Here is an 18,987-nt window from a genome sequence, read left to right on the forward strand (position 1 = left end):
CAACCTGTACGCATCGTGCCCGGACGCCAAGAGCTTCTGCTAGCTCAGGCTGGATCAAGGCCTTGTCTTGTTTTCCATTCACCGACTTTGATAATTTTCATGGTATTGGTACCGCCGGTTTTACCCACCGGTTCGCCAATGGTCATTACCATGATATCGCCGTTGCGTACCACTCCGCGACTGAGTAATTCCTGCTCGGCTAAATTCAGAATCTCTTCCGGATCATTCAATCCCGCGCCAAACTCCACCGGATAGACACCACGGAACAGGGTAACGCGCCGGCGGGTTTCTTCATTCGGACTCAGTGCAAAAATCGGCACTTTGGAGCTTCGGCGCGACATCAGCAATGTGGTCACGCCGCTTTGCGTCAGTGCAGCGATCGCACGAACGTGCAGACCGCCAGCCGTATACATGGTCGCTCTGGCAATGGCTTCTTCAATTGAAGACGGGTTGATGTTTTGCATGCGCCGGTCGACGTTCACCAGATATTCCTTTTCCGCTTCCAGGCATACTCTGGCCATCGCCTCAACGGCTTCAACCGGATATTCTCCGGCAGCGGATTCTGCCGACAACATTACCGCATCGGTGCCGTCCAGCACTGCATTGGCCACGTCCGAAACTTCCGCCCGGGTTGGGATCGGATTGGTGATCATGGATTCCATCATTTGCGTTGCCGTGATAACCGTTTTGTTATTCGCCCGCGCCGAACGGATCATGCGCTTCTGCAGCGCGGGAACCGCTGCATCGCCCACTTCTACCGCCAAATCACCGCGCGCAACCATGATTGCATCGGACGCATCGAGAATATCGTCCAACGCCAGAATTGCTTCGGAGCGCTCGATCTTGGCCATAACCATGCCTTTTCCGCCCGCTTCTTGCAGCAAAGAACGCGCCTGACGGATATCGTCTCCGGAACGGACGAACGACACCGCCAGATAATCCGCGCCAAATTCTGCGGCGGTTTTGATATCCTCCAAGTCTTTACTGGTCAGCGCTGGCGCGCCCAATCCGCCGCCCTTGCGATTGATACCCTTATTGTTTGACAGGATTCCGCCCTGCTCGACCACGCAAAATACCTGATGTCCTTTTACATGCGACACCCCCAGCACGATACGTCCGTCGTCCAGCATCAACGTGGCGCCGGTTTCCAGATCGTTCGGCAGCTCTTTATAATCGAGGCCGACTCTTTCTTGATTCCCGAGTTCGCAAGTCGCATCCAGAATAAACTGGTCGCCCACTTCCAGGCGGATTTTTCCATGCTCAAATTTACCGACCCGGATCTTCGGTCCTTGTAAATCCGCTAATACGCCCACGGTAACCCCGGCTGCCCGGGCAATCGAGCGGGTCATTTCAGCAAATTCTATATGTTGTTCCCGCGTGCCATGGGAGAAATTGATCCGAACAACATCGACGCCGGCCCGGATCATGCGTTCCAGTATTTTGGGATTGCTGCAGGCAGGTCCCAGCGTTGCTACAATTTTAGTTCTTCGGATCATGTTCTTCTTGACGGTTAGTTTGCACGCATTTCCAATATCTCTACTGCCGGCAATTTTTTCCCTTCCAGAAATTCAAGGAAGGCGCCGCCTGCGGTTGAAATATAAGAAACTTTGTCATAGATATCGTACTTCTGAATCGCTGCGATGGTATCTCCACCGCCCGCCAGCGTGAAAGCCTTGGTTTCCGCAATGGCTCGCGCGATTTTCTCGGTTCCTGCGCCGAACTGATCAAATTCAAACACGCCCACAGGACCATTCCATACCACCGTACCTGCTTTCATGATAATATCTACCAGTTCTTGCGCACTTTTCGGGCCGATATCAAAAATCATATCGTCGTCGGAGACATTGCCGGCATCTTTCAGTACCGCCGGTTCGTTGGCATCAAATTTTTTGCCGACGACAACATCAACCGCAACCGGAATCGATGCATTGCGTTTCGCCATTTTCTCCATCAATGCCTTGGCAGTTGGAACCAGATCATCTTCGCACAATGATTTTCCGACATTCTTACCGGTCGCTTTCAGGAAGGTATTCGCAATGCCTCCCCCCACTACCAGTTGATCGACTTTTTCGGATAACGATTCGAGCACCGTCAGTTTGGTAGAAACCTTCGAGCCGCCGACGATCGCGACCATCGGACGAGCTGGATTCAGTAATGCTTTCGTCAGTGCGTCCAACTCTTCTGTCAGCAGGATGCCCGCACAAGCAGTCGGCGCATATTTCGCAATGCCATGTGTCGAAGCTTCTGCACGATGCGCCGTACCGAAAGCATCCATGACAAAAACATCACATAATTTTGCGTATTTCTGCGAGGTTTCTTCAACGCTTTTCTTTTCGCCCTTGTTAAAACGGCAGTTTTCCAGCACTACCAATTCTCCGGCAGCCACATCGAAACCGCCGTCCACCCAATCCTTAATCAAACGAACAGGTTTGCCGAGACGATCCGCGATATTATCAGCAACCGGCTTCAGTGAATTTTCCTCAGTCCATACGCCTTCTTCCGGACGTCCCAAGTGAGAGGTTACCATCACTTTGGCGCCTTGCTTGAGACAATGATTAATCGTCGCCATGGAGGCGGTAATACGGGCATCCGAGGTCACTTTGCCATCTTTCACAGGCACATTCAGATCAGCGCGTATAAATACGCGTTTACCTTTCAGGTCAAGGTCAACTAGTTTAATAACAGACACGGTAAACTCCAGAATTGTCTTTAAGAAAGTACAAAGGATAGCAAACGCTATCCTTTATGTCTTAATGAATTAAAATTCAAAGTGGTGCGCGCAATCAGGATACAGACCACGATAACACCACTGAGGTACGAAATTACTTGGCAACGGTACGAACCATCTCCAGCACTTTGGTGGAATAGCCCCATTCGTTGTCATACCAAGCGACAACTTTGACAAAGCTTTTATCCAATGCCATCCCTGCTTCGGCGTCGAAAATCGACGTGCAGCTTTCACCGCGAAAATCGGTCGATACCACTTTTTGATCGGTATAACCCAATACGCCTTTCATAGAACCTTCCGATGCGTCTTTCATCGCTTTACAAATTTCGTCGTAGGTCGCTTCTTTTTCCAGTTCACACGTCAAATCGACGACCGAAACATCCGATGTCGGTACACGGAAAGCCATACCGGTCAGTTTTTTGTTCAGTTCAGGGATTACCACACCCACTGCTTTAGCCGCCCCGGTCGATGACGGAATAATATTTTCCAGAATACCGCGGCCGCCGCGCCAATCTTTATTGGACGGACCATCCACGGTTTTTTGTGTAGCGGTCGCTGCATGGACGGTGGTCATCAGGCCACGTTTGATGCCCCATTTATCGTTCAACACTTTGGCAATCGGCGCCAAGCAATTGGTGGTACAGGAAGCATTCGAAATAATCGCTTCGCCTTTGTACGATTTATCATTGACACCATAAACAAACATCGGCGTATCATCTTTCGATGGTGCCGACATAATGACTTTCTTCGCCCCGGCAGCTAGATGCTTTTCACAAGTCTCTTTGGTCAGGAACAAGCCGGTCGATTCGATCACGACCTCCGCACCCACTTCATTCCACTTCAATTCCGCCGGGTCTTTGATGGCTGTCAGACGGATTCTTTTGCCATTGACCACCAGCGTGTTACCGTCGATCGACACATCACCGCTAAAACGGCCATGTACCGAATCGTGCTTCAACATATACGCCAGGTAATCCGGTTCCAGCAAATCGTTGATCGCAACGATTTCAATGTCTGGAAAATTTTGTACTGCCGAGCGGAAAACCATACGCCCGATACGACCAAACCCATTGATACCCACTTTTATTGTCATTCTATGCTCCTTAAATAAAAAACCTGCGCACCATAGCTCAGATCAAGTCAAACGAGCCATTGTGCTTAAAATGTTATTGATTTAGAGAATGCTCTTAACCGTTTTGACGACATTCTCGACAGTGAAACCGAAATGTTTAAACAGCACATCCGCCGGCGCCGATTCACCAAAGGTATCGATACCGACCACTGCACCGTCCAAGCCGACGTACTTACGCCAGAAGTCGGTTACCCCCGCTTCGATGGCCACACACTTGATGCCTTTAGGCAACACACCATCTTTATACGATGATTCCTGGCGATCAAACACATTGGTGCACGGCATTGATACTACGCGTACATGAATACCTTCATCAGCCAATGCCTTTTGCGCATTCATCGCCAAACCGACTTCGGAGCCGGTAGCGATCAATATGGCTTGCGGTTTGCCATTACTCGCTTCAGACAATATGTACCCACCTTTATCGATCAACTTGATAGTCGCCGCATCGCGTTTCTGGAATGGCAGGTTCTGACGGCTGAAAATCAAGGTCGAAGGACCGTTTTTACGCTCAATCGCACGCGCCCATGAAACTGTGGATTCCACCGTATCGCAAGGACGCCAGACATCCATGTTCGGAATGTAACGCAACGTCGCCGTTTGTTCGACCGGTTGGTGCGTTGGTCCGTCTTCACCTAAACCGATGGAATCGTGCGTAAATACAAAAATATTGCGAATCTTCATCAATGCAGCCATGCGTAATGCATTGCGCGCATATTCCGAAAACATCAAAAAGGTCGCGCCATAAGGAATCAAGCCGCCATGCAGTGACAATCCGTTCATCATGGCGCTCATGCCGAATTCGCGCACACCATAGTACACATAGTTGCCGCCGTTATTTTTGCTAATTCCTTTGGAGCCTGACCACAACGTCAGGTTCGAACCTGCGAGATCGGCGGAACCGCCAATCAATTCCGGCAACACTGGTGCGAGTGCTTCAATCGCATTTTGTGAGGCTTTACGACTGGCTATGGTCTCTGCTTTGGCGTTGATCTGGTTAACAACGCTTTCAACGTGATTCTGCCAGTTAGCCGGTAGCTCCCCAGCCATGCGGCGATTGAATTCTGCTGCTTCCGCTGGATATTTCACGGCATACTCTGCAAATTTCTCGTTCCATTCGGTTTCCAGTCTTTGGCCTTTCGCTCTTGCATCCCACGCACTGTAAACTTCTTGTGGAATTTCAAAAGGCGGATGATGCCAGCCGATATGCGGACGAGCAGCAGCAATTTCCGCATCGCCAAGCGCCGCACCGTGAACGGAATGAGTGTTAGCCATGTTTGGTGATCCCAAGCCTATGACTGTTTTACAGCAAATCATGGTCGGTTTGTCGTTGACTTTTTTGGCAGCTTCAATGGCTGCTTCAATCGCTACCGGATCGTGGCCATTAACATTGGGCACCACGTGCCATCCGTATGACTCGAAGCGCTTCGGCGTATCGTCGGTAAACCAGCCTCCCACATGGCCGTCGATGGAAATGCCATTATCGTCGTAGAAACAGATTAATTTACCCAAGCCCAGCGTCCCCGCCAGCGAACATGCTTCGTGAGAAACGCCTTCCATCATGCAGCCATCACCCAAAAAGACGTAAGTATAATGGTCAACAATATTGTATCCCGGCCGGTTAAACTCGGCAGCCAGTACTTTCTCCGCCAGCGCCATGCCTACTGCATTAGTAATACCTTGTCCAAGCGGACCGGTCGTGGTCTCGACACCTGGCGTGTAACCATATTCCGGATGTCCGGGCGTTTTGGAATGAAACTGCCGGAATTTCTTGATTTCTTCCATCGGCAGATCGTAGCCTGTCAGATGCAGCAATGCATAAATCAGCATTGATCCGTGCCCGTTTGATAATATAAAACGATCGCGATCAGCCCATTGCGGATTGCCAGGATTATGACGCAGGTGATGAATCCACAGCACCTCAGCAATTTCAGCCATACCCATCGGCATACCGGGGTGACCGGAATTGGCTTTTTGCACGGCATCCATCGCCAATGCGCGAATCGCACTGGTTAAATCCCTAAATACCGGCGCGTCAAAATCCTTAAATGTCCCCATCGATGCAAACTCCCTAATATTTTCAAAAAACAATATAAAAGCGCGTATTATCGCTTAAGAAAAGGGAGATCACAACCATAGACAAGCAAATTACCCTTTAAAGCAATTTGCGTAACAAGCTAATTCCTAGATGGAATCAATTACCGCGCAATTTGATGCCCAGTAATTTAATTTTACGATAAAGATGAGTTCTCTCCAGTCCGGCACGCTCGGCTACCCGTGTCATATTGCCATTTTCTTGATCAATCAGCCTTTCAAAATATGTTTTCTCAAACAAATCCCGTGCTTCTCGTAATGACAAATCCAAAGGAATTTCAGGTGCGACCAATGTGGAAGATGATTCCGGAAAAACCATCGCTTGCTGAACCGCTTCTGCTGAGATTTCATCTCCAGAGCACGTCAACGCTAACGAATGCACCACACCCGTCAACTGTGTCAGATTGCCCGGCCAATCGTAATTCCGCAGGCAATTCAGCGCTGCTGTGCTAAATTGCAGCACCGAGGGCGCTTCACCCGATTCCACGAAACGCGACAATATCTGGCTGGCTAGCTCCGGAATATCCTCGCGATGCGCTCTCAGCGCGGGAATACCGATGCTCAGGCTGCTCAAAACTTCGTATAACTTAGGATGATACGCACCTTGTGCCGTTAATTCCGCCAACGGCTGAGAGGTTGCGCAAATAAGCCGCACATTGTATTTCTCAAGCTTGCTGAGCAGCAACAGCAAACCTTTTTGCGCTAACTTACTAATTTCTCCGACATCTTTAAGAAAAAGCAAACCGCCTCGCGCCAGTTCCAATAAATCCAGCGGCGATTCAGCCAACGATGTCAGGTTTTCAGGCTCCACCCACGGAGTATTCGGACGGTGCAAAAAACGGGCGCATATTTCGGCTCCCACACCAGGCTCTCCCATGAGCAGCACGGGTGTCTTCAAGTTGGCAACTTGCTCCAGTCTTTTCCTGAGATCGGCAATTAATTGTCCTTTGCCTAAACTGGCAAGAGAGAGCGCCGATTGATGCTTGCTCTGCCCGCCTCGTAATGCTTTACTGACAGTGCTGAGCAATTTCTGCAACGGGATCGGTTTCTCCAAATAACCGAACGCACCGATGCGAGTCGCTTCGACCGCGGTATCAATGGTTCCATGTCCCGACATCATGATTACCGGCATCGTCAACAACCCGTTGCTCGCCCATTCTTTAAGCAAAGTAATGCCATCGGTATCGGGCATCCATATATCCAGCAGCACCAGATCCGGACGCGTCTGATTTCTCCATACACGTGCTTGCTCGGCATTCTCTGCCAGCGCCACCCGGTATCCTTCATCACGCAAAATTTCGGATAGCAGCTCGCGTATGCCAATTTCGTCGTCAACAATCAGTATCGTATTGTTAGTTATCATTTACAGTTTCTCCGCATCCGAAATCTAATCAGCTTATCTTCAACTGTCAAATTTCACGATTACTAGCAAAAATAAATTCTTAGCACCGGAGGTTTCCGAATGCGATGATTTCATTGATCGTTTCTATTATTAGCAAGTTATTCCCATTTCTAGCCATTTACTAATTTACTGTTTCCGCTTGTTTGGTTTTTTTCTACTGCTGGTAGGATAATTGAAATTTGGGCGCCATGCGGTTTGATGTTTTCAATATGGATCAGCCCTTCATGTTCCTCAACGATTTTCTTGACGATCGGCAATCCCAGACCGGTTCCCTTAAGCTTAGTAGTCACATAGGGTTCAAATACCCGCGCCTTGATCTCGTCGGAAAAACCACAGCCGTTATCGCGTACGCTCAATTGCACGCCACCATGGACCATCTCGGTTTTCACCGTAATTAAAGGTTCTGGTTCATCCAGCAGCGCATCTTGCGCGTTTTGCAACAAATTGTGCAAAACTTGCCGCAATTGTGTCGAGTCTCCTTTAATCGCCGGCAAATCTTCTGCCAATTCTTGCCTGATTTGCACATGCTTGTTTGTTTCCGAGGCCATGCTGGCGGTTTCATACAGCGACAAAACCTCCCGGACCAATCGATTGAAATCAAGCTGGCGTAATTCCAGTTCAGGAACGCGCGCGTACTGGCTAAATTCATTGACCATCCTTTTGAGCGCTTCCACTTGATTGACGATCGTTTCGGTGGAACGCCTCAATATCTTCGCATCTTCTTCACCGAGTTTATTGATCAATTTATGTTGCACCCGCTCGGCAGAAAGTTGGATCGGTGTTAAAGGATTCTTTATTTCGTGCGCAAGGCGGCGCGCCACCTCACCCCAAGCAACTGCGCGCTGAACTTGCAAAAGATTGGTAATGTCATCAAAAACCACTACGCCGCCACCGCCCGACAGCTTGGGTAATCGAGTACCCCTCAAGAGCAAAACCTGATTATGACCATCCTCCGAGCGCGTCAATTGGCGCTGCCAAACACCCAATTCTTCGGAATTAAATCCTTCCCTGATTTCCGCAACCAATGCATCGAGCCGCGGTTCTTTGCCCACACACCCTTCAATGATTGAGCCATCCAGACTGATTAACGGCACTTGCAAAATTTGTTCCGCGCTTCGGTTCGCTTTGGACAAAACTAATTGTTCATCAAACACCAGTACACCGGATGAAAGATTAGCCAGTATACTTTCCAAATGCGCGCGCGCTCTCTCAACCGCCTGCTGATTGTGCTGAGCCGCCGCGCGCGCTTCTTCAAGCTGTTGCGTCATCAAGTTAAACGATTCCGTCAGCACGCCCAATTCATCCCTGCTCTGCACCAAATGCCGACGGCTGTAGTCACCTTGCGCGATCGCGCGCGTACCTTCCGCCAACATGCCGAGTGGCGCGCTTAACCGTTCACTCAATAACGAAGCGGACGCTAACGCAGAAAATAACGAGAGCAATAACGCCAGTGTCAGCGTAACGCTATATAACCGGGTTAAGCCTTGCCGGGACAAAGAAAGCTCTTGATAATCCTGATAGCCCGCTTGCACGCGTTCTGCATCTTTCGCCAATTGCCGAGGCACTGGCTGCAACAACTGCAACATGCGGATATCTTCTTCCAAACTCAGCACATTAACTGGAGAAACAACCCGGAGATACAATCCCTTGCCGGGAACCGATTCGATTGCGCTATACGCTTTCTGAATTCTGATATGGCGCAAGGCCGCGGCATTCGGCGCATCCGGAAACAGCGCCGAACTACTGTCACTGGAAAAAGCGATTACCTTGCCGTCTTGATTGAATAACGTCGCTTCTTCCACCTGTGATTGCAATAACAATTCGTTCAGCACCAGTAACGGCGGATTGGAGGATTCGGTCAAAACCAGCGCGGTTGCCTGTGCTTTTTTCCGTAACTCAGCCAATAAATTCTCCAGCATGGTATGCCCCAGATTCAAACCGCCTTCCAGCGCCCGGTCGACTTTAACATCGAACCACGATTCAATGCTCTTTTCGAGAAATTGCACCGACACGGCATAAACCAGTGCCCCTGGCAGTATCGCCATCAATGAAAAAATCAGCATTAAGCGAAGCGCCAGCCTGGAACCGAAAACACCCGACTTGAGCCGCCGCCTGAATCGCCACAACAAAAAACCCACGATCACCATGAGAAATAGTACAAAGGCGATATTAATCACAAGCAACAAACGGTATTTCCGCTCAAAAAATTCGGTATTGGCACCGGCTGTGGCTAACAGGAAAAGCATCACGGCTCCCAGCCCTGCTCCCACAATCAGCACGTATTTCATTACCGGTCCTTGTAGTAGAATGGCTGTTCGGGTGCCGGTAGCTTCATACGCCATTCCAGTTTTTCCGAGCGCAAACTCCATTGATTCGATCCAAGCGCTTCGACTTGAAATGGTTTCGGCATGCGCGTCAGATCGAGCCATATCCGTATAGACGCAAAATAATCAGCATCCTGTTTTAGCTCGGCTTTGACAGTCACCGGATAATCGCGTAATTGCCCCAATGCCTGTAAAGCTTCATTCAAAGTGTTATAGCTTTGTACGAATGAAGGGTGATTTAAATGATATTGCCGTGTCAGCGCATAGTAGCGAAGCCCCACGCGATATTTACTGCGCGCAACTTCTTCGTTCAACCAGTACCAGCGCGAATCAATCATACTGAATTTAGTAACAAAATAAAGCACGATGCCCTTCTCGAGCGCTTGTTCCAAAGTCGCATTCAGTGTAATTTCAGAGTCCAAACTCATTTCATAACCCTTGTCGGTTGCCGCCAGACTGAAGGATCTGATATGAATGTTTTCCGCTTGAGCAACGCTCAATGGAAGCAGCAGCAGTAACAGCACAAACAACCAAGCGATAGGCAGCGGTCCATCGCCCCGGCAAGTGTCAGTTTTTTTGCAGCAATGCATAGAAAAAACCATCATGTTGAATATTCGGTAACAGTTGACCATCGTCCAAGGCTTCCTCAGTTAATGGCAATAAACGCGCATCCAAATGCGATTTAAGAAACTTCTCGATCTGCAAGGCATTTTCTTCAGCAAAAATTGAGCAAGTTACATAAAGCAACTTACCATTCTTATTTAAAATTTGCCACAAAGCATTCAAAATTGATTGCTGCGTTTTTGCAAACCTGATCAAATCACTCTCGCGGCGCAACCATTTAATATCCGGATGACGGCGCACCACACCGGAAGCCGAACATGGCACATCCGCCAATATCCGGTCATAGTACCGCCCATCCCACCAGTCACTGGTTTTAGCAGCATCGCCGCAGACTAAATGCTCAGCAGTCAACTGCAAACGTTCAAGATTCTGCCGCACCTGTTCCAGCCTCGAAGAATCGTTATCCAAAATCGTTAGCAACACATTGGCCGATTCCAGCAAATGCATACTTTTCCCTCCGGGCGCAGCACAAGCATCCAGAATCCTCATCCCATCTTTAACATCCAGAAACGGCGCCGCTAACTGTGCACCGGCATCTTGAACACTGACCCAGCCTTTTGTGAAACCGGGTAATAGCTCCACCGCTAACGGCTGCTCCAATTGCAAAGTATTCGAACCAAGCCATCGGGCTTGAATCGCATTCTCCGCCAAGAGCTTACGATAATCCGCCAGCGGAATTTTGCGTTGATTAACTCTCAAGGTCATGGGCGGACGTTGATTACTTGCTTCCAGAATCACCTGAAAATGATGCGGATATTGCTGACGTAATTTGTCGACCCACCATTGCGGATGCGAATAACGTCCCAAATCTTCAGCCGCTGCTTGCGCCACGATGCTTTCTCGGTGCCTGATAAAATTACGCAACACTGCATTCACCAACCCTTGCATTCCTTTTCCACCAGCCAAATGCCGTGACGCCGATACTGCCTGGTCAACGATAGCGTAGGGTTGGGCTTTGCTGTAGCGCAATTGATATAAGCTTACCAATAACAGATGAGCGAGATTCTTATGATGAAGCGGTTTCTTTAGTAAACGATTCAGAATGGCTTCCAGTTGCCCATAAAATCGCAATACCCCATAACTGAAATCCTGTATGGCACCTTTTTCTTGCTTGGATAGTGCCGGATCAGTACGCCAGAGATGCGTCAAAACTTCGGTCAAACTAGCGCCGGCCAGTACTTTACCTACTACGGATGCTGCAGCCAGTTGTGTTTTAATCATGTGCAGATGCGGAATTACCGCTAGCTTCCAGAAACTCACCGAGAATTACCTGATTACCGGCCAGAAAGTCTGCGGCGGTCATTCTCTTGCCACCGGATTTTTGCATCGCTTCTATCCGCAATGAACCCGAACCGCAAGCCACCAGGATGCCATTCGCGCCGAATGCGACAATCTCACCTGGTTTACCTGCTCCTTCATGCGTTGCTGAAGCTTGCCAGATTTTCAACAAATTGTTCCGAAAAAAAGAATAAGCACCGGGACTCGGATTAAATGCGCGCACCATTCGATCAATTTGCTGCGCGGTCATCCGCCAATCGATCTCTGCCTCGGATTTGGTAATTTTAGCGGCATAGCTCGCTTGGTCCCCATTTTGAGGAATAGGTATCAACTGGCATTGTTGCAGTAACCGCAATGCTTCAACGATACTCTGTCCCCCCAACAAACTGAGTTTGTCGTGTAACGACTGGGTAGTGTCGTCCGGTGCAATTGCAATCGTGTGTTTCAACAACATATCGCCGGTATCCAATCCGGCATCCATTTGCATAATAGTAATACCGGTCTCATGATCACCCGCTAAAATAGCGCGCTGAATCGGTGCAGCGCCTCGCCACCGCGGCAATAGGGACGCATGAATATTCAAGCAACCAAATCGGGGAATAGCAAGAATCGCTGGCGGCAAAATCAATCCATACGCCGCTACTACCATGACGTCTGCATTCAACGATTGCAATTGCGTCTGTGCATCGGCGCTCTTGAGTGATGTCGGTTGCAATATTGGAAGATGATGTTGCTGCGCGAGCAGTTTGACAGCACTCGCGGTCATTTGCATGCCTCTACCCGCAGGCCGATCAGGCTGAGTTAGCACCATCACAATAGTATGTCCTGCCTGTATCAGCGCCTCCAATGCCGTCGCTGCAAATACGGGGGTGCCAGCAAAGATGATTTTCATATTTATGGAGAATAACTTGATAATGTGATAGCCGGGATTATTAAGTTGTTAGCGCAAAAATTGGCAATTCCAGCCATTTCCAGCGTTAAAACTTCGATTTTTTCTGTGAATCACATGCTACATAGTACTACGCTGTTTTTTCTTCAACTTCGCGAGCGTTCGAGTTTGCTTCAGTTTCGACCAATATTCAACAAACACTTTTCCTTCCAAATGATCCATTTCATGCTGAATACAGACTGCCAGCAGACCATCGGCTTCCAAAACGAACGATTCATTTTGTGCATTCATAGCTCTGACTGTCACTGATTCTGCGCGATTCACTTTGCCATAAATCCCCGGAACCGACAAACAACCCTCCTCATAATCTGAAAAACCGCTGCTTGCAATAATTTCAGGATTAATGAACACCATTAACTGATCTCTGGTATCGGAAACATCTATCACAATGACACGCTCATGCACATCGACTTGTGTAGCCGCTAGCCCTATACCGGGCGCAGCATACATCGTCTCCGCCATATCATGAATCAATGCGCGCGTTTTGTCGGTTATTTGATCAACGGGAAGTGCTTTTTTATGCAGCCTTTCATCCGGATATTGTAATATTTTAAGAATAGCCATAAAAAATTGTATAGTTTAGTAAACTCAGTTACCGATTTAGACCGTATCATTTGCAGGTTATTCTGTACCCTTACCAACCAGTCACCGGGAACACCCATGCAAAAGCTTATTATAGCTACGATTTTTCTTCTAAACTCGCTTAATATCGCTACTGCAAGCGCGAACGATAACATTCTGCGTAGCGACTCACCCAGTCGCTACGTCGTTGTACCCGGCGATACGCTGTGGAGCATCGCCTCAAAGTTTCTGAATGACCCCTGGCGCTGGCCTGAGGTTTGGGGTTTTAATCGTGAGCAAGTAAAAAATCCGCACAAAATTTATCCCGGCGATGTCATTCTCTTAGAAAAAACACTCCTGGGTACCCGTCTAAGGCTGGCGGGAGACGAGGAAGGAATCAGGACTGTAAAACTCTCTCCAAGAGTACGTAACGAGCAGTCAAGCACAGCGGCAATCCCAAGTATTCCGGCCACTGCCATAGAGCCTTTTTTAAGACAGCCGTTGGTTATAGAAAAAGACAGTCTGGCCAACGCACCCTACGTATTGGGATCCAGTGAAGGCCGTTTTGTTTTAACGATGGGCAGTAAAGCCTATATCCATGGTCTTCCCAAAGACAAAGGCATGACCTGGCAAATTTTCCGCCCCGGAAAAGCGTTAAAAGACCCCGATCAGAAAGGTCTGATTCTGGGATATGAAGCAATCTATTTGGGAAATGCCAAAGTCGATGTGTACGACACGATCAGCACAATGACGATTACGCGTGCGCCCGAAGAAATTCTGAAAGGCGACCGCTTGGTTCCGGCACCCGATACCCTATACAACAATTATGCGCCGCACGCACCCGACTTTCCGGTTAAGGGTAGAATTATTTCGGTATACGGTGGTGTCACCGAAATCGGGCGCGGCGACATCGTTACTCTTAATAAAGGCGAGGCGGACGGTTTGGAAATGGGGCATGTACTTGCCATCTACCGCAGAAGCCAGGTTAAATCACTTAAAGGTGAAATGCTCCAATTGCCCGATGAGAGAGCCGGATTGGTTTTTGTTTTCCGTGTCTTTGAAAAAGTCTCTTACGCCTTGGTTGTACAAAGCACACAACCCATCCGGACGCTTGATGCTGTCAGAACACCCTGAAGTTGCTCATGATGAAACAAGCAACAGATATCGAATCATGGTTAAGTCTGACTTTAATTGAGGGATTGGGCGGAGAATCCATCCGGCGGCTTTTGGTTGCTTTCGGCAACCCTACTGCAATACTATCGGCGCCTATTATCGCGTTGGAACGCTTTGTAAAAAAAAACATCGCCGCACGCATCAAGCAAGGTCCTGATCGCGACAAAATCAACCATACCCTGAAATGGCTCGAAGACCCGGCTAACGCAATCATTACCCTCGCTGATACGGATTATCCGGCACAATTACTGAATATTGCCGACCCGCCTCCCTTGCTGTACTTTAAAGGCAAACGTGAGTTATTGCAGCTCCCTGCTTTAGCGGTCGTGGGAAGCCGTAATGCAACACCACAGGGTTTATTGAACGCGGAGGCTTTTTCTGAAGCAAGCAGTAACGCCGGTCTATGCATCATCAGCGGCATGGCTTTAGGTATCGACACCGCCGCCCATCAGGGCGGTTTACGCGGTGCGGCTGCCAGCATCGCTATCGTCGGTACCGGATTGGATATTGTGTACCCGGCAAAAAACCATCCACTCGCTCACAGATTAGCAAAAGAGGGAGCATTGATCTCAGAGTTTCCTTTGGGAACTCCCGCGATCGGAAGGAATTTTCCGCGGCGTAACCGTATCATCAGCGGCATCAGTCAAGGCTGCCTTGTGGTCGAAGCGGCTTTACAAAGCGGATCTTTGATTACAGCGCGCCAGGCCTTGGAACAAGGCCGGGAAGTAATGGCCATCCCCGGATCCATTCATTCGCCACTATCAAAAGGATGTCATGCATTAATTAAACAAGGCGCGAAACTGGTTGAAAATACCCAAGACATTCTGGATGAATTAAATTTTTTGCCATTGATCTGCCCTCGGAACAACACCGGTAGAAAAGAAATTGATCCGGTAGAATCGTCTGAGGATACGGTATTACTTGAATACCTCGGTTATGATACCGTTGACATCGACACTTTATGCGCGCGTAGCGGCTTGACTGCGGAAGTCGTATCAGCCATGCTATTAACACTTGAGCTTGATGGCCGGGTTAGCAGTTTACCGGGAGGATGCTATCAGCGGATTCAATAATAACTACTGACAACTCGCTGCATTTATTTGGAAAAACTCCAGCAATCTACAAAGCACTATTATGTTCGACATACTTGTTTATTTATTCGAGAATTATTTTGATTCAGGAAGTTATCCTGATTCCGCCACATTAACGCGGAAACTAGCCATGGCTGGGTTCGCCGACGAAGATATCAGCGAAACCTTGAACTGGCTCTCTGAACTGGAACGCCACGATATCGGCAATTATCCTGCGAGTTTTGCTGAGAACGATTCGTTCCGTTGCTACACAGAGTACGAAATGGAGCGAATTGACACGGAAGGGCGCGGATTCATCTTTTTCCTTGAGCAAGCCGGCATTATCAATCCGTTGCAGCGGGAATTATTGATTGATCGGGTGTTGGCGATGAATGAGGATTCTTCCAGTCTGGAAAAAATTAAGCTGATTGTTTTAACTGAATTGTGGATTCAAAATCAGCTCACAGACGATGCAATTTTGGAGAAATTATTAATTGTAAGCGATTCTCATTACCGGCACTAAGTACGCGGAAAACTACCCACGCCATTCATAATGGTGAGTAGAGTTAACCATGCATCGACATCGTGCATGCTTGCAACTTTGAACAGAAACGCTTATCTACCTGCAACATCCGATCGTTACAGCGGATCAAGATTAGTAAACATTTTTCTCCAGAATATTCATGGGCAAATCATTAATTATTGCTGAAAAACCTTCTGTTGCAGCGGATATTGCAAAAGCGCTGGGTGGTTTCACCAAACATACTGATTACTTCGAAAATGATCAGTATGTCGTATCTTCGGCGATCGGGCACTTGCTCGAATTAGCCATTCCTGAGGAATTCGAAGTCAAGCGCGGCAAATGGAGTTTTGCAAATCTCCCCGTCATACCGCCCCATTTCGCCTTAAGTCCGATCGAAAAAACATCTTCCCGCTTGGCGCTGTTAAATAAACTGATTAAACGCAAAGATGTGGATGTGCTGATTAACGCTTGCGACGCGGGACGTGAAGGGGAGCTGATTTTTTACTATATCTTACGCCATGTCGGATCCAACAAGCCTGTCAAGCGATTATGGTTGCAATCGATGACACCGGATGCGATTCGTGAAGGGTTTACCAAATTATTAGATAACGCTGCCGTTCAATCGCTGGCAGAGGCCGCTGTTAGCCGTTCTGAGTCAGACTGGCTTGTTGGAATTAACGGCACACGCGCCATGACCGCTTTTAATTCCCAGGAAGGCGGATTTCATAAAACCACGGTTGGTCGCGTACAAACCCCGACGCTGGCAATCCTTGTAGAGCGTGAAGAAAAAATCAAGAAATTCCAGCCGCAAAAATACTGGGAAGTCCATGCTACTTTTGCAACAGCGACCGACCAATACGCAGGCAGATGGTTTGACGAGAAATTCAACAAGAATGCCAATAATCAAGAGTTGAAGCCCGAGCGGTTGTGGGAACAATCCAGGGCAGAATCCATTCGCGACAAATGCTTGGGAAAACCGGGAATAGTCAGCGAGGAAAGCAAACCCAGCAAAGAAATATGTCCTTTACTTTACGACCTGACAAGCTTGCAACGAGAAGCTAATAGCCGCTTTGGGTTTTCCGCCAAAACAACGCTCGGATTAGCGCAGGCTCTATACGAAAAACATAAAGTATTGACATATCCACGGACAGATTCACGTGCGCTGCCGGAAGATTACATCGCTACCGTCAAAGATATCCTGCAAAGCCTTAAAGATACGGACTATGGAAAGTTTTCCCGGCAGATTCTCGATTCCAATTGGGTAATTCTAAATAAGCGGATCTTCAATAACAGCAAGATCTCCGATCACTTCGCAATTATTCCGACGGCATTGACTTCAGCCAAGTTGAACGAAGCGGAAGCAAAACTCTATGACTTGGTCATGAAACGCTTTCTGGCTATTTTCTTTCCCGCTGCCGAGTATCTGATTACGACACGGATCACGCGAGTGGAAACAGAGCCTTTCAAAACCGAAGGAAAAGTGCTGGTCAATCCCGGTTGGCAAGCGGTGTATGGAAAAATGGCCAAATCCGATGAACAGGAAGAAACTGTTTCACTGGTTGCGATAAAACCGGGCGAAACCGTAGCCACCGAAGACGTCACAATTGCCGCCCACCAAACCCGCTCTCCCGCACGCTTTACTGAAGCCACGTTGCTTTCAGCCATGGAGGGCGCAGGAAAATTCGTTGAAGACGAAGAATTACGTGCGGCTATGAACGCCAAAGGACTGGGAACTCCGGCTACGCGCGCCGCCATTATCGAAGGGTTGGTCTTGGAAAACTACATCCAACGTGAAGGCCGTGAACTACATCCAACTGCTAAAGCTTTTTCGCTCATCACGTTACTACGCGGTTTGAAGATCCCGGAATTGATCTCCCCCGAATTAACCGGAAATTGGGAATTTCAGTTGCGCCAAATTGAGCAAGGTCAATTGAAACGCAGCTCATTCATGGACAAAATTGCTGAGATGACCCGGCATATCGTAGAGCAGGCCAAAAGCCATCGCGGTGAGACCATATCGGGAGATTTCGCGATACTGAAAACACCCTGCCCGAAATGTGGTGGCAATGTTCACGAAACCTATAAAAAATTTCAATGCCAATCCTGTGATTTTGCGCTCTGGAAAATACTGGCAGGCCGTCAATTCGAAGTTGCCGAAATGGAAACTCTGATCACCCAGCATGCAGTGGGCCCGCTTCAAGGCTTCCGGAGCAAAATGGGACAATCGTTTAACGCAATTATCCGGTTGACCGACAATTTTGAAATGAAGTTTGATTTTGGCAATGAAGATCAGAATCAGGAAGAAATCGACTTCAGCAATCAAGTTTCCTTAGGAAAATGCCCCAAATGCGGTCACGCGGTTTATGAGCATGGGTTGCATTATGTTTGTGAAAAAGCAGTGGGTGCAAACAAAACCTGCAGCTTTAAAACTGGAAAGATTATTTTGGAGCGCCCGATCGAACGCGAGCAGATATCAAAACTATTGGAAACAGGAAAAACCGATTTATTGACACGATTCATTTCCAAAAAAGGCCGGCCTTTTTCTGCGTACCTGATCAGAACCGCGGATGGAAAAATTGGATTTGAATTTGAACCGAGAGCTCCCAAAAAAACGATGGATACCAAATCCAAAATAAAGACTTCAAAAACCAAGACTACTCGCAAAACCGCGACTTAATCTAGAAACCAGGATGTTTGGCTTTTGGTTTATTGCCATCCTTGATTTTTTGCGGCAATAACCGGGGCCAATCAAACAAAACTTCCCGATCATTGCCATTCTATCCAGCAATACATCACTAGCTATAGAATTTAAGGATGTATTTGATAACGCCGCTCGAACCCATAATAATCATGATTAGCCCGCCGACAATTGCAGCACCTTCTACGATAATGGAAAAAAAAGCGCGCGACGCATTATCAAACTCTTCTTCTCCTTGGGCATTTCTCCGGTCTTCTCTGCGCTGTTTTACCCATAATTGCAACCAGATCGCAACCGGAATAACCAGCAAAGAGAACATTAAAGCAATTTCTGCATCTTCCATTCATTAACCTCTTTTACAATTAACTATTTTTAAAAACTTATGGTTACATACGCAAGTTACGAGCCGCACATGACATCGCCAGACTCAT

At 48.2% G+C, this 18,987-nt stretch carries 15 protein-coding genes; 4 read left to right on the forward strand and 11 right to left on the reverse strand.

The features are described from left to right. Positions 1-44: 44 nt before the first annotated feature. The 10 genes from pyk to def form a co-directional block, all read right to left on the reverse strand. Complete coding sequence (gene pyk, locus ACV7NC_RS08415; protein ID WP_458152076.1) at positions 45-1,496, reverse strand: pyruvate kinase; 1,452 nt, start codon at positions 1,494-1,496, stop codon at positions 45-47. Positions 1,497-1,510: 14 nt separating this feature from the next. Then, on the reverse strand, positions 1,511-2,689 hold the full coding sequence (locus ACV7NC_RS08420) for a phosphoglycerate kinase (RefSeq protein ID WP_458152077.1): 1,179 nt from the start codon (positions 2,687-2,689) through the stop codon (positions 1,511-1,513). A 133-nt stretch (positions 2,690-2,822) separates the two neighbouring features. Next, entirely contained in the window at positions 2,823-3,821 is a 999-nt protein-coding gene (gap, locus tag ACV7NC_RS08425; protein ID WP_307932445.1) for a type I glyceraldehyde-3-phosphate dehydrogenase, read from the reverse strand. 81 nt (positions 3,822-3,902) lie between these two features. Beyond that, positions 3,903-5,918 carry a transketolase gene (gene tkt, locus ACV7NC_RS08430; protein ID WP_458152078.1) on the reverse strand — a complete coding sequence of 672 codons (2,016 nt, stop codon included), beginning with the start codon at positions 5,916-5,918 and terminating at the stop codon, positions 3,903-3,905. 136 nt (positions 5,919-6,054) lie between these two features. Further along, a complete protein-coding gene (locus ACV7NC_RS08435) occupies positions 6,055-7,317 on the reverse strand; it encodes a sigma-54-dependent transcriptional regulator (RefSeq protein ID WP_458152079.1) in 1,263 nt (420 codons plus the stop codon). 149 nt (positions 7,318-7,466) lie between these two features. Then, positions 7,467-9,644, reverse strand: coding sequence for an ATP-binding protein (locus ACV7NC_RS08440; protein ID WP_458154881.1), 2,178 nt, complete (start codon positions 9,642-9,644; stop codon positions 7,467-7,469). Further along, positions 9,644-10,270 carry a DUF4390 domain-containing protein gene (locus tag ACV7NC_RS08445; protein ID WP_458152080.1) on the reverse strand — a complete coding sequence of 209 codons (627 nt, stop codon included), beginning with the start codon at positions 10,268-10,270 and terminating at the stop codon, positions 9,644-9,646. Before ACV7NC_RS08445 ends, ACV7NC_RS08440 begins: the two co-directional genes overlap by 1 nt. Beyond that, entirely contained in the window at positions 10,248-11,525 is a 1,278-nt protein-coding gene (rsmB, locus tag ACV7NC_RS08450; RefSeq protein ID WP_458152081.1) for a 16S rRNA (cytosine(967)-C(5))-methyltransferase RsmB, read from the reverse strand. Before rsmB ends, ACV7NC_RS08445 begins: the two co-directional genes overlap by 23 nt. Next, the gene (gene fmt, locus ACV7NC_RS08455; RefSeq protein ID WP_458152082.1) at positions 11,518-12,474 is read right to left on the reverse strand and encodes a methionyl-tRNA formyltransferase; all 957 of its coding nucleotides are present in this window, start codon (positions 12,472-12,474) and stop codon (positions 11,518-11,520) included. Before fmt ends, rsmB begins: the two co-directional genes overlap by 8 nt. 117 nt (positions 12,475-12,591) lie before the next feature. Beyond that, complete coding sequence (gene def, locus ACV7NC_RS08460; RefSeq protein ID WP_458152083.1) at positions 12,592-13,095, reverse strand: peptide deformylase; 504 nt, start codon at positions 13,093-13,095, stop codon at positions 12,592-12,594. 96 nt (positions 13,096-13,191) lie between these two features. Here def and ACV7NC_RS08465 point away from each other — a divergent pair, with 96 nt between their 5' ends. The 4 genes from ACV7NC_RS08465 to ACV7NC_RS08480 all read left to right on the forward strand — a co-directional run bounded on the left by ACV7NC_RS08465 (position 13,192) and on the right by ACV7NC_RS08480 (position 18,535). After that, entirely contained in the window at positions 13,192-14,226 is a 1,035-nt protein-coding gene (locus tag ACV7NC_RS08465; protein ID WP_458152084.1) for a LysM peptidoglycan-binding domain-containing protein, read from the forward strand. An 11-nt stretch (positions 14,227-14,237) separates the two neighbouring features. Next, on the forward strand, positions 14,238-15,338 hold the full coding sequence (dprA, locus tag ACV7NC_RS08470; protein WP_458154883.1) for a DNA-processing protein DprA: 1,101 nt from the start codon (positions 14,238-14,240) through the stop codon (positions 15,336-15,338). Positions 15,339-15,399: 61 nt separating this feature from the next. Then, the gene (locus ACV7NC_RS08475; RefSeq protein WP_458152085.1) at positions 15,400-15,858 is read left to right on the forward strand and encodes a DUF494 domain-containing protein; all 459 of its coding nucleotides are present in this window, start codon (positions 15,400-15,402) and stop codon (positions 15,856-15,858) included. 160 nt (positions 15,859-16,018) lie between these two features. Next, complete coding sequence (locus tag ACV7NC_RS08480; RefSeq protein WP_458152086.1) at positions 16,019-18,535, forward strand: DNA topoisomerase III; 2,517 nt, start codon at positions 16,019-16,021, stop codon at positions 18,533-18,535. A 118-nt stretch (positions 18,536-18,653) separates the two neighbouring features. Here ACV7NC_RS08480 and ACV7NC_RS08485 read toward each other — a convergent pair whose 3' ends face one another. Further along, positions 18,654-18,899, reverse strand: coding sequence for a hypothetical protein (locus tag ACV7NC_RS08485; RefSeq protein ID WP_458152087.1), 246 nt, complete (start codon positions 18,897-18,899; stop codon positions 18,654-18,656). Positions 18,900-18,987 lie beyond the last annotated feature (88 nt).

This window comes from Nitrosomonas limosa, from assembly GCF_054188085.1.

Excerpts from the sequence above, each read along its gene's own strand:
- ACV7NC_RS08465 (WP_458152084.1), top strand. The coding sequence starts at position 13,192 with ATGCAAAAGCTTATTATAGCTACGATTTTTCTTCTAAACTCGCTTAAT.
- ACV7NC_RS08445 (WP_458152080.1), bottom strand. The coding sequence starts at position 10,270 with ATGCATTGCTGCAAAAAAACTGACACTTGCCGGGGCGATGGACCGCTG.
- fmt (WP_458152082.1), bottom strand. The coding sequence starts at position 12,474 with ATGAAAATCATCTTTGCTGGCACCCCCGTATTTGCAGCGACGGCATTG.
- ACV7NC_RS08440 (WP_458154881.1), bottom strand. The coding sequence starts at position 9,644 with ATGAAATACGTGCTGATTGTGGGAGCAGGGCTGGGAGCCGTGATGCTT.
- ACV7NC_RS08435 (WP_458152079.1), bottom strand. The coding sequence starts at position 7,317 with ATGATAACTAACAATACGATACTGATTGTTGACGACGAAATTGGCATA.
- ACV7NC_RS08480 (WP_458152086.1), top strand. The coding sequence starts at position 16,019 with ATGGGCAAATCATTAATTATTGCTGAAAAACCTTCTGTTGCAGCGGAT.
- ACV7NC_RS08475 (WP_458152085.1), top strand. The coding sequence starts at position 15,400 with ATGTTCGACATACTTGTTTATTTATTCGAGAATTATTTTGATTCAGGA.
- pyk (WP_458152076.1), bottom strand. The coding sequence starts at position 1,496 with ATGATCCGAAGAACTAAAATTGTAGCAACGCTGGGACCTGCCTGCAGC.
- def (WP_458152083.1), bottom strand. The coding sequence starts at position 13,095 with ATGGCTATTCTTAAAATATTACAATATCCGGATGAAAGGCTGCATAAA.
- tkt (WP_458152078.1), bottom strand. The coding sequence starts at position 5,918 with ATGGGGACATTTAAGGATTTTGACGCGCCGGTATTTAGGGATTTAACC.
- ACV7NC_RS08485 (WP_458152087.1), bottom strand. The coding sequence starts at position 18,899 with ATGGAAGATGCAGAAATTGCTTTAATGTTCTCTTTGCTGGTTATTCCG.
- rsmB (WP_458152081.1), bottom strand. The coding sequence starts at position 11,525 with ATGATTAAAACACAACTGGCTGCAGCATCCGTAGTAGGTAAAGTACTG.
- gap (WP_307932445.1), bottom strand. The coding sequence starts at position 3,821 with ATGACAATAAAAGTGGGTATCAATGGGTTTGGTCGTATCGGGCGTATG.
- dprA (WP_458154883.1), top strand. The coding sequence starts at position 14,238 with ATGAAACAAGCAACAGATATCGAATCATGGTTAAGTCTGACTTTAATT.